Source organism: Corynebacterium neomassiliense (genome assembly GCF_900626215.1).
Lineage (GTDB): Bacteria > Actinomycetota > Actinomycetes > Mycobacteriales > Mycobacteriaceae > Corynebacterium > Corynebacterium neomassiliense.
Map to the genome: position 1 here is coordinate 2605078 of NZ_LR131106.1, position 14479 is coordinate 2619556.

Genomic DNA, 14479 nt, shown 5'->3' on the forward strand with positions numbered 1-14479 from the left:
CGGTTCCGAAAATCAGCAGAGCATTCAGGAGAACTGACATGATCAACCTCGAACTCCCGAAGAAGCTGCGGGCGACCGCCAACCAGGCGCACCAGGCCGCAGCAGAGATCTTCCGGCCGATCTCCCGCAAGTACGACCTCGCCGAGCACGAGCGTCCGGTCGAACTCGACACCATGGCATCCCTCGTCGAGGGGATGACCGACGGCGGCGGCAACATGGCCGGCGCCTCAGGCGGACGCAGCGACAGGAAGAAGGATGACGGCGCCGTCCGCAACGGCGGGAACATGGCGTCGCTCATCAACGTCATCGAGACCTGCTGGGGCGACGTGGGACTGACCCTCTCGCTGCCGTACCAGGGTCTGGGAAATGCCGCGGTCGCCGCGGTCGCCACCGACGAACAGCTCAAGCGGTTCGGCAAGGTCTGGGCGGCCATGGCCATCACCGAGCCGCAGTTCGGGTCGGACTCCGCCGCAGTGGCGACGACGGCAAAGCTCGACGGTGACGAGTACGTGCTCAACGGCGAGAAGATCTTCGTCACCGCCGGTGAGCGTTGCGACCACGTGGTCGTGTGGGCCACCCTCGACAAGTCCGCCGGCCGTGCCGCGATCAAGTCCTTCCTCGTCCCGCGGGACACGCCCGGTTTCGAGCTGGTGCGCCTGGAGCACAAGCTCGGCATCCGCTCCTCCGACACCGCCCACTTCATCCTGGACAATGTCAGGGTCCCCAAGGACAACCTGCTCGGTTCCCCGGAGATCGACACGAAGAAGTCCTTCGCCGGTGCCATGGCGACCTTCGACAACACCCGCCCGCTCGTCGCCGGGATGGCCGTGGGTGTGGCCCGGGCGTCGCTGGAGAAACTCCGTGAGATCCTCACCGACGCCGGCGTGGAGATCGACTACGACGCCCCGGCCTGGAACCAGAGTGCCGCAGCCTCCGAGTACATCCGGCTCGAGTCCGACTGGGAGGCCGCCTACCTGCTGACCCTGCGTGCCGCGTGGATGGCGGACAACAGGCAGCCCAACAACAAGGAGGCCTCGGAGTGCAAGGCCAAGGCCGGCCGCATGGCGACCGAGCTGACGCTGAAGGCTGTGGAGCTGGCGGGTTCATTCGGTTACTCTGAGCGCTCCCTCCTGGAGAAGTGGGCCCGGGACTCCAAGATCCTGGACATCTTCGAGGGCACCCAGCAGATCCAGCAGCTCGTTGTCGCCCGGCGCGAGCTGAACCTCTCCTCGTCCCAGCTGAAGTAGCAGGCCAGGGTAAGGCCACGACGGCGTCCGGTCACACCGACCGGGCGCCGTCCGCGTTGTCTGCCCCGTACGTCCCGTACACCCCGTCGCTGCGTCGCCCCGTCACTGCGTCCCCGGGAGTGTCCGTAGATCCGCACATGTAATCACCATTCCACAAAACAGTTCTACTTTGTGAAGTAGACTTCCGGCATGAGTACACACACGCCGGACCGTCCGGGCACTGCGGACAATCCACTCGACCTGCTGATCGTCGGAGCCGGCCTGTCCGGGATCGACCTCGCGCACCACGTCTCCGCGAATTTCCCGGACTGGACGTGGGAGATCCACGACACCCACGATGATCTCGGAGGTACCTGGCACACCTTCCGGTACCCGGGGATACGCTCCGACTCGGACATGGCCACCTTCGGATTCCCGTTCCGACCCTGGCCCCACCGGGGCACCCTCGGACAGGGTGCGGACATCAGGGAGTACATCAGGGACGTGGCCAGGGACAGCGGGGCACTGGAGAGACTGAGGACAGGATCCTGGATCCGGGACTCCGACTGGCGTACCGACCGGAACCTCTACGCGGTCACCTCGGTCACCGGGGACGGGGAACGCACCATCTGGGCCCGACGGGTCCACTACGCCTCCGGCTACTACTCCCACGGCGCAGGCCACCGGCCCACCTTCCCCGGTGAAAAGGACTTCGCCGGACAGGTCATCCACCCGCAGGAATGGCCGGAGAACCTGGACTGCCGCGGCCGTCGGATCGTCGTCATCGGCTCCGGTGCGACCGCCGTGACCCTCTTGCCCGCCCTCGAGAAGGCCGGGGCCCGGGTGACTATGCTGCAGCGCAGTCCCAGCTACATCGCCCCCATGCCCTCGGTGGACATCATCAGCGCGGTGTGGAGACACCTGCTTCCCCCGTCCGCCGCCTACCGCGCGGCACGGCTCAACCACGCGGCCAGGGACATGGCCCAGTACACCCTCGCGCAGCGGGCGCCGGGGGCGTTCCGCAGGGTCCTCCGGCTCATGCAGCGCAGGTACCTGTCCGCAGAGGAGATCGACCGGCACTTCACACCCCGCTACAGTCCCTGGGACCAGAGGGTGTGCAAGGCTCCCGACGGTGACTTCTTCACCGCGCTGAAAGGCAACGCCGACGTCGTCACGGACACTGTCGACAGATTCACCTCCGGGGGAATCCTCCTCGGCTCCGGGAAGACACTGCCCGCCGACATCATCGTGACCGCCACCGGTCTGGAACTCGAGGCGTTCGGGGGAGGGACGCTGAGCATCGACGGTGAACCTCTCGACCTCAGGGAACGGGTGTTCTACCGGGGGATCATGCTGGCGGGACTGCCCAACTTCAGCTTCACCGTGGGATACATCAACGCGTCCTGGACCCTGCGCTCCGACATGGTCTCCCGCTACATGGTCAGACTGTGGGGTACAGGCGAACGGTACTACTGTCCGGTACTTCCCCCGGGACGCCACGACCGGCCGATGCTCGAGTTCGACGCGGGCTACATCCGCCGCGGAATCCACCGTTTCCCCACCCAGGGCGACCACTCACCGTGGCACTACACCCAGAACTACCTCACCGAGCTGCCCGAGCTGGCATTCGGCGACCAGCGCAGGGACATGGCTTTCGGCGACAGGGCCCTGCAGTGTGCCGGGGCATGCTCCCCGGGGCCGGTGGTCAGGTCAGTCGGGTCGGCCGCACCTTTCAGGCCGACGGACCTGGGCGACCTCCCACCCACCGAGACAGTCACCGTCGCCGGTCGGACCGTCAGGATCCGACGCACCGGCACCGGGGGAGACTTCCGCACCGCCGGCACCACCGTGGTGATGATCCACGGGATCGGACGTTCCCTCGAGGACTGGGACGACCTGGTCGCCCTGGCAGGAAGAACCGGCTCCACCGGCTCCACCGGCTCCACCGGCTCCACCGGCGGTGACCTCGCCTGCATCGCAGTCGACGTGCCGGGCTTCGGGCTCAGTGAACCGCCCCGGGACGTCACTCTCGCCGACACCGCCGGACTCATCTGGGCGGCCCTGGACGCCCTCGACGGGCAGGACGCCACAGACAGTCCCGCCCCCGTCTCCCTTCTGGGGAACTCGCTCGGTGGCGCACTGGCGATGGAGATGACTGCTCAACGTCCCCACCTGGTCTCCAGCGTGGCACTGGTGGACCCGGCAGGCTTCGGCTCCGGGACGACCCCGCTGCTCAGGCTCCTCGCCGTACCGGTACTCGGCCTGATCAACGCGGCCGCCACCCGCCTGCCGGTCGTGTACCGCCCGGTGGAGCATCTCATCCTCCGCCGGCGGGGAGCGGTCACCGCCCACCGGCTCAGGGTTGCGGGCAGGGTCGCGGCGAATCCGGGCCGCGCCCGCACCTACCACAGGATGGTGAGGCACCTCGGTAGCCCGGCGGGTATCCGACCCGGATGGCGCAGAGACCTGCTCGACCGTTTCACCCGGGCGGTCGGGGACCGGATCCCCGTCATGCTCGCATGGGGCGCCGACGACCTGATCCTGCCCTACGGTGACTTCCGCCGGGCCCTCGAAAAGATACAGGTCGCGGACGCCGTGGTCTTCGACAACTGCGGTCACATGCCGCAGCTCGAGTATCCGGAGGAGTTCGCCGACGAGTACCGCAGATTCCTCGCCGGGGTCGGCGCGGGGCAGATCCGCCGCAGTGACATGGCGGGGGCGGCACTGTGATGGCGCCTCGGGTGTGCCACAGGGGCGCCGGACGGTCCACCGGCCGTCCACGCCGTGTGCTGGTCACCGGTGCGGCCTCGGGTCTGGGCCTGGAGTTCGCCCGGGTGTACCTGGGTCGCGGGGACCGGGTGACGTTGACCGACATCCACGAGACTCCTCCGTCACCGGTGACCGCACTGTCCGGGGACTGGAGCTACCGGAAACTCGACGTGACCGATGAAGCTGACTGGGCCGCCGCCGCGCAGGAGGTCGGCTCCCTCGACGTGCTGGTGAGCAATGCCGGTATCGGTGTCGGCGGAAGGATCACCGGGACGTCCCTGGCGACCTGGCGACGTGCCCTGGACATCAACCTGCTGGGTTCGGTGCGGGGGGTCCGTGCGATGCTGCCGAGGATGGGCGGGGGAGGGCAGATCGTGCTGACCGCCTCCCTGGCGGGGCTGGTCCACGCGCCGTCGATGGCGGCCTACAACGCCACCAAGGCCGCGACCGTGGCACTGGGTGAGACCCTTGACGGGGAACTGAGGTGCCGGGGGATCAGCGTCACGACCGTCTGCCCCCAGTTCTTCCGCTCGGGTCTGGCCGGTTCACTCACCGGTGACGACGCCTCGGCCGACCGGGTGGCCCGTTCCCTGCTGAAGTACACCTGGCTGGACGCGGCCACGGTCGCTCGCCGGGGGGTGCGGGGTGCGGACGCGCGCCGGGTGACTGTGACCCCGGACGCCTTCGCCACACTGTCGTGGTACTCGAAGCGCTTCACCCGTGTCCCGTACCTGCTGGTGATGCGGTTGATCGGCAGGTGGGTGGACCGGCGCCTGGGGCCGAGTTGACGGCGTCCTTCCTCCCGGGGGCGGGCCTTCCCGGGATCAGTCCCCGTCCTGCATCCCGTTGTCGACGTCGGGCAGCAGTCTCGGGACGATCTTGCCGACGGCGTTGCGGGGCAGCACGTCCATGAACACGAAGTAGCGGGGCACGTTGTGGCGTGCCAGTTTCGCTTTCACGGCGAGTTTCGCCTTCTCCGCGAAACCTTCCTCCTGTTCCCCGTCGTTGAGCACGACGTAGCAGGCCAGTGCCTGCCCGAAGTCGGGGTCGGGGACGCCGTGGACCGCGACCTCGTAGACCTCCGGCATGTCGGCGATGACGTCCTCCGCCTCCTGCGGGTACACGTTCTCACCACCGGAGACGATCATGTCGTCGCTGCGTCCGGCGAGGTAGAACAGGCCGTCCCGGAAGTAGCCGAGGTCGCCGGTGGCGACGAGGCCGTGGAGGTTCTCCTTGTCGACACCGGGGCGGGTGTAGCCGTCGAAGAGCAGGTCGTTGCCGACGAAGACCCGGCCGATCTCACCTTCGGGAAGATCGTTGCCCTCGTCGTCGACGACTTTCAGGACCGTGGCCATCGGGGCCTTGCCGGCGGTTGTCGGATGGGCCTCGAGTTCCTCGGGGGTGGCGATGGACGCCCAGGAGACCTCGGTGGACCCGTAGAGGTTGTACAGGACCTTGCCGAACTTCTCGTGGGTGTCGCGGATGACACGGGCGGGCAGGGCTTCACCGCAGGCGACGATGTTGCGGACGCCGGGGCTGAAATTCTCGGGTACCGCCTCCAGCAGGCGGCGCAGCTGGGTGGGGACGATGGCTATGGTGTCCGGCCGGTTCGCCTCGATGAGTTTCACGGCGTCACGGGGGCTGAACCTGCGCTGGAGGATGAAGGTCGCCCGTAGGGCGAGGCCCAGCTGGATCTGGCAGAAACCCCAGAGGTGGAACATGGGTGCGGGGACGTAGTAGCCGCGGTGGTGTTTCAGCGGGATCCTCGACATGACCGAGGACGCCGGGAGGTAGGTCTTCGGTTCCGGGCGCCGGGCGCCTTTCGGTGTACCGGTGGTGCCGGAGGTCAGGATGATGGTGCGTCCTCTCCTCGGGTGGGCCGGGATCTTCTCGGTCCCGGGGGAGGTGCGCAGCACCTCGGTGAGGGTGGGCCACTGGGGGTTGCGTTCGGCGTGGTCGTCGGACTGCTGTGCTTCGGCGACGTTGCTCGCGTACTCGATGACGTCGTAGCCGAGGGACGCCCGGTGTCTCTTCTCCTCGTCGGTCAGGGGCGCGGCTGCGGAGTCCTGGTTCTCCTCCCAGCTGATGACGACGGGGCAGTCGTCGAAGCCCCGGGGCAGCAGGGGGATGAACTCCTCGTCGATGAAGAGCAGGTCGATCTTCTGCTCCTTCATCACCGCACGGGTCTGTGCGGCGGAGGCGCCGGTGTTGAACAGGACGATGTCGGTGCCGAGCCGGCCGTGGGCGCACAGGGTCATGAGGAATCCGCGGTGGTTCCGGCTGAGCATGCCGATCTTGTCGCGCTCGCGGACTCCGGTGCGGTACAGCGCCTGAGCGAGTCTGTTGGTCTGGTCGTGGAGTTCGCTGTAGGTGATGGAGCCGGCGTCGTCGATCACGGCCGTGTGGTAGGGGTCCTGTGCCGCGCCGAGGGCGAGTAGTCCTGCGGGGGTGAAGGACCACTGGTAGATGGCCTTGAGTGCCTTGCCCATCGCCAGTGGTCCCATGAGGCCGAGCACTCCGGACCGGAAAAGTGGCAGGGTGCCTTCCGCGAGTTTGGGGAGCTCCTTCAGGGAGACGGCGGGGTCGGATCCGTTCATGGTTCCTACTCTCGTGATCGGGGGCTGACGGAAGTGACGTACGGGCGTCTGAGCGCCCTTCTGTAACATAGATTACAGATAAAAATGGAAAGTTTTGCCCAATCACCGTTTTTGGCGCAGACGGCCTCCGACCGCCCGGGGTTCCGGCTTCCCGGGACCTGTTCGCTGACGGCGAACAGGTCGCCGTGGCGTCCCGGATATGCGTCCTGACCTGTGACGACGGGTCCTGTCGGCAGGGACGGGGCGCCGGGAACACTCTTGTGCTCCGCCGTGTTGACACTGCTGAGTCAACGAAGGGTCCGGAAGTCACTAAGGTGGTGCCCATATCCGACCCCGCGAGTAAGGGAGAGCTCATGTTCGAGAGGTTCACGGACCGGGCACGGCGTGTCGTCGTGCTGGCGCAGGAGGAAGCCCGCGCGCTCAACCACAACTACATCGGTACGGAGCACATCCTGCTCGGGCTGATCCATGAGGGGGAGGGAGTCGCCGCCAAGGCCCTCGAATCCATGGGGATCTCCCTCGAGGCGGTGCGCACCGAGGTCGAGGACATCATCGGCACCGGTGGTCATCCGCCGAGCGGGTACATCCCCTTCACACCGCGTGCGAAGAAGGTGCTCGAACTCGCACTGCGCGAGGCACTGCAGCTCGGCCACAAGTACATCGGCACCGAGCACATCCTGCTCGGCCTGATCCGTGAGGGTGAGGGTGTGGCCGCCCAGGTGCTGGTCAAGCTCGGCGCGGACCTGTCCCGCGTGCGTCAGCAGGTCATCCAGCTGCTGTCCGGGTACGAGGGCGGCGAGCCGGAGAGCGAGCACGCCTCGGACGAGCCGGCCACCGCCGGTGTCGGCGAAGGTGCCCCCTCCACCCCGTCAGGCAAGCCGGGCCAGAAGTCCAACTCTCTGGTCCTTGACCAGTTCGGCCGGAACCTGACCCAGGCGGCCAAGGACGGCAAACTGGACCCCGTCGTCGGCCGTGAGAAGGAGATCGAGCGCATCATGCAGGTGCTCTCGCGGCGGACGAAGAACAACCCGGTCCTCATCGGTGAGCCCGGTGTGGGCAAGACCGCGGTGGTCGAGGGCCTGGCCCTGGACATCGTCAACGGCAAGGTCCCGGAGACACTGAAGGACAAGCAGCTGTACTCCCTCGACCTGGGTTCCCTGGTCGCCGGTTCCCGCTACCGGGGTGACTTCGAGGAGAGGCTGAAGAAGGTCCTCAAGGAGATCAACCAGCGCGGTGACATCATCCTGTTCATCGACGAGATCCACACCCTCGTCGGGGCAGGTGCCGCCGAAGGTGCGATCGACGCCGCCAGCATCCTCAAGCCGAAGCTGGCGCGCGGTGAACTGCAGACCATCGGCGCGACCACCCTGGACGAGTACCGCAAGCACATCGAGAAGGACGCCGCCCTCGAGCGGCGCTTCCAGCCCGTGCAGGTCCCGGAGCCGAGTGTCGAGATGACGGTCGAGATCCTCAAGGGTCTGCGGGACCGCTACGAGGCGCACCACCGCGTCTCCATCACCGACGACGCCCTGGTCGCCGCGGCACGCCTGTCGGACCGTTACATCAACGACCGGTTCCTGCCGGACAAGGCCGTCGACCTCATCGATGAGGCCGGTGCCCGCATGCGTATCAAGCGCATGACCGCGCCTAAGGCCATCCAGGACATCGACGACCGGATCGCCGAGGTCCGTCGGGCCAAGGAAGCCGCGATCGACGACCAGGACTTCGAGAAGGCCGCCTCCCTGCGCGACGACGAGCGCAAGCTCACCGAGGAGCGTGCGGAGAAGGAGAAGCAGTGGAGGGCCGGCGAGCTCGACGATGTCGCCGAGATCGGTGAGCAGGAGATCGCCGAGGTCCTCGGTTCCTGGACCGGTATCCCTGTCGTCCAGCTGACCGAGGAGGAGACCTCCCGTCTGCTGCACATGGAGGATGAGCTGCACAAGCGGATCATCGGCCAGGAGGACGCCGTCAAGGCGGTCTCCCGGGCGATCCGCCGTACCCGCGCCGGTCTGAAGGACCCGAAGCGTCCCTCCGGATCGTTCATCTTCGCCGGTCCCTCCGGTGTCGGTAAGACGGAGCTGTCGAAGGCTCTCGCCGAGTTCCTCTTCGGCGACGAGGATTCGCTGATCTCCATCGACATGGGCGAGTACCACGACAAGTTCACCGCCTCCCGTCTCTTCGGCGCCCCTCCCGGATACGTCGGATACGACGAGGGTGGGCAGCTCACGGAGAAGGTCCGCCGCAAGCCGTTCTCGGTGGTCCTGTTCGACGAGATCGAGAAGGCCCACTCGGAGATCTACAACACCCTGCTGCAGGTCCTCGAGGAAGGCCGCCTCACCGACGGTCAGGGCCGGGTGGTGGACTTCAAGAACACCGTCCTGATCTTCACCTCGAACCTCGGCACCAGGGACATCTCCAAGGCCGTGGGCATGGGCTTCTCCTCGAGCGGGGAGACTGACGAGGCGGGCCAGTACGCGCGCATGAAGTCGAAGGTGAACGAGGAGCTGAAGAAGCACTTCCGCCCCGAGTTCCTCAACCGTATCGACGACATCGTGGTCTTCCACCAGCTGACCCAGAAGCAGATCGTGGAGATGGTCGACCTGCTGCTCAACCGGCTGCGTAAGGCACTGTCCGACAAGGACATGGCGCTCGAGGTGAGCGACACGGCCAAGGACCTGCTGGCCAAGCGCGGTTTCGACCCGGTGCTGGGAGCCCGTCCGCTGCGTCGCACCATCCAGCGGGAGATCGAGGACCACCTGTCCGAGGAGATCCTGTTCGGCAACGTGCACTCCGGTGAGATCGTGACCGTCGACGTGGAGAACTGGGACGGAGGTCCCCGGACCGAGAACGCCAGGTTCGTCTTCGGTTCGAAGCCGAAGCCGGCCCCCGTGGCGCTGCCCGCGGTGGACGTGGCTGACGGGGTCACCGAGGTCCCCGGGGTTCCCGAGGTTCCGTCCGTGGACGCCACCGACGCCAAGTAACCGGGATCCGACCTCCCCCGGAGTGACGGGAGCTACCGCGGCAGACGGTAGCTCCCGTCATTCGTCTTCTCGACCAGTCCGTCGGTCACCAGGGAGGCCAGGGCACGTGCCCTCTGCACGGGATCAGGTCCGGCGTCGGGAAAGTCGACGGCACTGCCACGGTCACGCAGCACCGCCATGATTCTTCCCCGGACCTGTCGGTCGGTTCCCTCGAACTTCTGTACTCTCCGCCTGGCCGCGGCCCGGTCCGCGTCAGACGGTTCCGGGCGCCCCAGTGCGATCCACCGGCAGCGGGAGGAGACGGGACAAACCGTGCATTTCGGGGAGCGTGCGGTGCACACCACGGCCCCGAGTTCCATCAGAGAGGCACACATCCCCAGTGCCTCGGTACGGCGGGAGCGGTCCTGCACCGGGTTACGGTAGCCCCGCCGGAGAAGGTCGGGGTCGTCGTCGACCCAGGGCATGAGGTCGGCGACGTCACCGAGGTCCCCGCTACGGGCCGGGCCCTGCAGGAACTCTCCGCGGACGAGACGCCGGTGGACCCTGCGCACGTTCGTGTCCACCACCGGTACCGCTGTACCGAAGGCGAATGCGGCCACGGCACGGGCGGTGTAGCCGCCGATGCCGGGGAGCGCCAGCAGGTCGGCGATGTCCGTGGGCACTCTGCCGTCGTGACGGTCCACTATCGCCGCAGCGCACTCCCGGAGCCTCAGTGCCCGTCTCGGATAGCCGAGGTTGGCCCATTCCCTGAGAACCTCGTCGGTGGGGGCCACAGCGAGGTTGGCCGGTGCCGGCCACTTCTCCAGCCACCGTCTCCACAGTGGTTCCACCCGTGACACCGGTGTCTGCTGCGACATGACCTCACTGAGCAGTACCGCCCAGGCCGAGGTGCCCTCCTCCCTCCACGGCAGGGGACGGGCAGTGGCGCGGTACCAGGAGTTGAGGAGTTCACCCAGGGTGGCGTCAGAACCGGCGGAGACGGCGGGGGCAGGGGACGCGGCGGAGGCGGTGGACTGGACAGGGTACTGGACGGCGGTCATGATTCCTCCACTGTGCCGTACCGGGACGCGGCGCACCAGCCGGAGGTCCGACCGCCTCCTGTGCGGTGGCACAATGGTCACCATGACAACCGAGAAGACGGACCAGACAACGACGTCGGACCCCCGCCACACTCCCCAGGGGGCGTTCGAGGCCCTGCGCCGGGGAAACTCCCGGTTCATGGCAGAGGAGTCCGCCCATCCCAGGCAGGACGGGGCACGTCGGGAACTGATGACGACCGGTCAGCGCCCTTTCGCTGTCGTACTGGCGTGCTCGGACTCCCGGGTTCCCGTGGAGATCATCTTCGACCAGGGACTCGGCGACATCTTCGTCATACGGACCGCCGGCGAGATCACCGATCTGTCGGTCCTCGCATCGCTGGAGTTCGCGGTGGTCGGCCTGGGCGTCCCCCTGGTCGTGGTTCTCGGACACGAGAACTGTGGTGCGGTGAACGCCGCCCAGAACGCCCTGGAGACCGGCGAGCTTCCCTCCGGGTTCCAGCGGGTCCTGGTCGAGAAGGTCACCCCGTCACTGCTCGCGGCCAGGGCTGAGGGCGGGGACACCGCGGAGGACTTCGAGAGACACCACGTCGTCGAGATCGCCGCACACATTGTCGACCGCTCACCGCAGATACTGTCCAGACTCAGGGAGGGGACCGTCGGGGTGGTCGGCATGCGTTACCGGCTGTCGGACGGGATGACGGAACCGGTGGTGAACTATGGTCTCGACGTCCCGGGCACTCCGGGTCAGCCGCTGAACTGACCGCACCGTGTCCGGCCCCTGTGACCGCACCGTGTCCGGCCCCTGTGTCCGGACCGGTGCCCGGACCGCTGCGGGGCCGGGGGGTGTCGTGTCCGGGGCAGGACCACCGCGCTGGATAGACTGGACTGCGTGACCCAGCCCGCGTACCCAGGTAACCGCCCGCTCCCTCCCGAGATCTACCGCCGGCGTCGTATCGCCGCGGCAGTTGTCGCGGTCGTCGTGCTGGTGGTCCTGGTTCTCGTTGTCCGGGCCGTCGCCGGCGGCGGTGATCCCGAGGGGACGGCGTCGTCAACATCCGTTGTCCCGTCCACCGCCTCCTCCGCGGCGGACAGGACAGCCACCACGGCAACCTCCACAGCAACCTCCACAGCTACCTCCACGGCGTCGTCGGAATCTCCGGCCTCATCCACCGCCCCGGCGGGTACGACCACCTCCCTCGCCGCGGAACCGGGTGGGGAGTGCACCGCGGAAGACCTGGTCCTCTCCGTCAGCGCCGGCCTGCCGACGTACGCCGCCGGCGAACTACCGGACTTCTACCTTTCGGTCTCGAATCCGACCGGTTCAGGGTGTGCCGTGGACCTCTCGGCGAATCCGATGAGTTTCGAGGTCTACACTCTCAGTGACTATGCGCGGGTGTGGGCGGACACGGACTGCAACGAACCCACACTCACCGGGACACTCGAACTGGCCGCCGGGGAAGAGCGCAGTTTCGCGCTCAACGGCTGGTCACGGACGACATCCTCACCCGACCAGTGCACCGACAGGGAACCGGCGGGCACCGGAGCGTTCCTGCTGTACGGACGTCTGGGCGACAGCACCTCCGAACCCGCGACCTTCAACCTGGCCTGACCGGCGCCCCGCACTCAGGAACCGTCGAGTCCGAGTTCCCCGAGTGCACCGGCCACCGTGTGCACCGGGATGATCCGGAGCCCGGGGAGTGCCACACGGTCGGCGTCCCGCGTGGCGGCGGGAACCACCGCCGACGTGAACCCCAGCCGGGACGCCTCAGTCAGCCGGAGCCGAAGATCGGGGACCCGGCGTACCTCGCCTCCGAGGCCGACCTCGCCGACGGCGACCAGCCCCGTGGGCAGACTGTGGTCCCTGCTGGTCGATGCCAGCGCGAGCGCGGTGGCAAGGTCAGCGGAAGGTTCGGTGATCCGCATCCCCCCGACCGTGGCGGCGTAGACCTCGTGGTCCATGAGGTTGAGTCCGCATCTGGTCGCGAGGACTGCCAGTACGGTCGCGACGCGTCCGGGGTCCACGCCCGTGACGACCCGACGTGGATTATGCTGCTCCGACTTCAGGGCGAGGGTCTGGATCTCCCCGACCATGGGGCGACGGCCGTCCATGACGACCGTGACCGCCGTCCCGGACACCGGTTGATCCCGGTGGTTGAGGAACAGTCCGGACGGGTCGGGAACCTCCCGGATGCCTTCGGCAGTCTGTTCGAAACACCCCACCTCGTCGGTGGCCCCGAAACGGTTCTTCTGTCCCCGGAGGAACCTCAGCGAACTGTGCCTGTCGCCTTCGAAGTGCAGGACGACGTCAACGAGGTGTTCGACGGTACGCGGACCTGCCACAGCACCGTCCTTCGTCACATGGCCGACGAGCAGCACCGGGATGCCCGTCGTCTTCGCGAAGGTGGTGAGGGTGGCTGCCACGGCACGGGTCTGGGCCACACCGCCGGGAACCCCCTCGACGCCCGGTGCGTGCAGTGTCTGGAGGGAGTCGACGATCACCAGTTCAGGGCCGACAGTCTCGATCTGGCCCAGTGCGGTCTCCAGGTCGTGTTCTGCGGCCAGCCAGAGGTCACCTGACAGGGCATCCGTGCGCCCGGCCCGCTGACGGACCTGGCTGACCGACTCCTCGGCGGTGACGTAGAGGACACTTCGGCCCTGCCGGGCCCACCTGTTCGCGACCTCGAGAAGCAGAGTCGACTTACCGACCCCGGGCTCCCCGGCCAGGAGAACGGCACTTCCGGGGACCACCCCTCCGCCGAGGACCCGGTCGAGCTCACCGATGCCGCTCGGACGGTGTGCGGCCTCCGACGGGTCTATGTCCGTGACCCGCTGTGCAGGGGAGGTGGGCGTCAGTCCGGCGGGGACTGACCTGCCGGCGTGGGAGCCGCTGACGACGACGGCCGGGGCGGCTTCTCCCACGGTCCCCCATTCCCCGCAGGAGGGGCATCTGCCCACCCATTTGGGGACGCGGTAACCGCACGAGGAGCATTCGTATCCGGGGGTCTTCCTGGCCATGGTCGCACAGCCTAGTCCGGGCACCGGACACGGGAACGCGCGCCCACCGTGGCCGGTGGACGCGCGTCATGTCGGCGGGGTCGGCCGCCGTGACCTCCCTGTCGACGGGGAGACGGGAGGAACTAGTGGGAGGCGGGAAGGTCGGCGAGCTCACTGCCTTCCTTGGTCACACCGTCCTGGTCCCGGTGCAGGGTGCCCGACGGCGCGTAGTACGACGTGATCGGGGCGTTGATCTGGATGTCACCGGTGTCGAAGCTGAAAGTGATGTTGCGGGACGCGCCGGGGTAGAAGTCCGTCCCCTCGACCGTGGTGGGCAGGTACTCGGTGCAGGAACTCGTGTTGTCCTGGGCCCGCATGTCCTTCAGCCCCTGTTCCGAGTCCGCCACGAGGTTGCACCGCGGGTCGATGGTGCGGTTACCGCCGAGGTTGAATGTGGCGTCCTCGATCTTCACCGAGGAAAGCACCACCGGGTCCTTGTCGATGGCCTGGTTGGAGGCGTTGAACTTCAGTGCCACCGACCGGTCCTCCTGGATGATCAGGCTGACGTCGCGGACGACAGCGTCCCCGGACTCACCGTTGGTCCCGTTGACGGCGGGAACCTGGTTGGCGGTCTGGGAGATCTGACCGGCACCACAGGCGGTGAGGGCCAGTGCCGCGGAACCGGCGACCAGGGCGAGTGCGCCACGGGCGCCGGGGGACTTCAGGTGCTTCACTGTCTTCTCCTCCATTGAGGCATACGTCGTACTGCAGTCATCGTCCAGAATAGCCCCTGGGGACGCCCGGAACCTACTCAGTACCCCGTCCGGCAGGGCTGGTGGGGGAGGGACGGGGGAGGACGGTGGTAGAGTTTC

The 14479-nt window shown here is 67.5% G+C and carries 10 protein-coding genes; 6 read left to right on the top strand and 4 right to left on the bottom strand.

Annotated features, from left to right (window positions below; genetic code table 11):
• The first annotated feature begins 38 nt into the window (after nucleotides 1-38).
• The 3 genes from E0E18_RS11405 to E0E18_RS11415 all read left to right on the top strand — a co-directional run bounded on the left by E0E18_RS11405 (nucleotide 39) and on the right by E0E18_RS11415 (nucleotide 4783).
• On the top strand, nucleotides 39-1247 hold the full coding sequence (locus E0E18_RS11405) for an acyl-CoA dehydrogenase family protein (protein ID WP_066586882.1): 1209 nt from the start codon (nucleotides 39-41) through the stop codon (nucleotides 1245-1247).
• A 189-nt stretch (nucleotides 1248-1436) separates the two neighbouring features.
• Nucleotides 1437-3956: an alpha/beta fold hydrolase gene (locus tag E0E18_RS11410; RefSeq protein WP_130840904.1), complete on the top strand. Its 2520-nt coding sequence runs from the start codon at nucleotides 1437-1439 to the stop codon at nucleotides 3954-3956.
• A 56-nt stretch (nucleotides 3957-4012) separates the two neighbouring features.
• Nucleotides 4013-4783 carry an SDR family NAD(P)-dependent oxidoreductase gene (locus E0E18_RS11415; RefSeq protein ID WP_066589527.1) on the top strand — a complete coding sequence of 257 codons (771 nt, stop codon included), beginning with the start codon at nucleotides 4013-4015 and terminating at the stop codon, nucleotides 4781-4783.
• Between the two features lie 36 nt (nucleotides 4784-4819).
• Here the strand turns inward: E0E18_RS11415 and E0E18_RS11420 are convergent, their stop codons facing one another.
• Nucleotides 4820-6592, bottom strand: a complete 1773-nt coding sequence (locus E0E18_RS11420; RefSeq protein WP_066586894.1) for an AMP-binding protein — start codon at nucleotides 6590-6592, stop codon at nucleotides 4820-4822.
• Nucleotides 6593-6945: 353 nt separating this feature from the next.
• On the opposite strand from E0E18_RS11420, the gene E0E18_RS11425 reads away from it, so the two are divergent.
• The gene (locus E0E18_RS11425; protein ID WP_066586897.1) at nucleotides 6946-9573 is read left to right on the top strand and encodes an ATP-dependent Clp protease ATP-binding subunit; all 2628 of its coding nucleotides are present in this window, start codon (nucleotides 6946-6948) and stop codon (nucleotides 9571-9573) included.
• A 32-nt stretch (nucleotides 9574-9605) separates the two neighbouring features.
• Here E0E18_RS11425 and E0E18_RS11430 read toward each other — a convergent pair whose 3' ends face one another.
• Nucleotides 9606-10613, bottom strand: a complete 1008-nt coding sequence (locus E0E18_RS11430) for an HhH-GPD family protein (protein ID WP_130840909.1) — start codon at nucleotides 10611-10613, stop codon at nucleotides 9606-9608.
• Between the two features lie 73 nt (nucleotides 10614-10686).
• On the opposite strand from E0E18_RS11430, the gene E0E18_RS11435 reads away from it, so the two are divergent.
• Together E0E18_RS11435 and E0E18_RS11440 are read left to right on the top strand one after the other, a co-directional pair.
• Entirely contained in the window at nucleotides 10687-11373 is a 687-nt protein-coding gene (locus E0E18_RS11435) for a carbonic anhydrase (RefSeq protein ID WP_130841449.1), read from the top strand.
• A 129-nt stretch (nucleotides 11374-11502) separates the two neighbouring features.
• Nucleotides 11503-12222, top strand: a complete 720-nt coding sequence (locus E0E18_RS11440; RefSeq protein WP_066586900.1) for a hypothetical protein — start codon at nucleotides 11503-11505, stop codon at nucleotides 12220-12222.
• A 14-nt stretch (nucleotides 12223-12236) separates the two neighbouring features.
• On the opposite strand, the gene radA is transcribed toward E0E18_RS11440, so the two are convergent.
• Both radA and E0E18_RS11450 read right to left on the bottom strand, forming a co-directional pair.
• Nucleotides 12237-13628, bottom strand: a complete 1392-nt coding sequence (radA, locus tag E0E18_RS11445; RefSeq protein WP_110482025.1) for a DNA repair protein RadA — start codon at nucleotides 13626-13628, stop codon at nucleotides 12237-12239.
• Nucleotides 13629-13750: 122 nt separating this feature from the next.
• A complete protein-coding gene (locus E0E18_RS11450) occupies nucleotides 13751-14341 on the bottom strand; it encodes a hypothetical protein (protein WP_227871048.1) in 591 nt (196 codons plus the stop codon).
• Nucleotides 14342-14479: the final 138 nt, after the last annotated feature.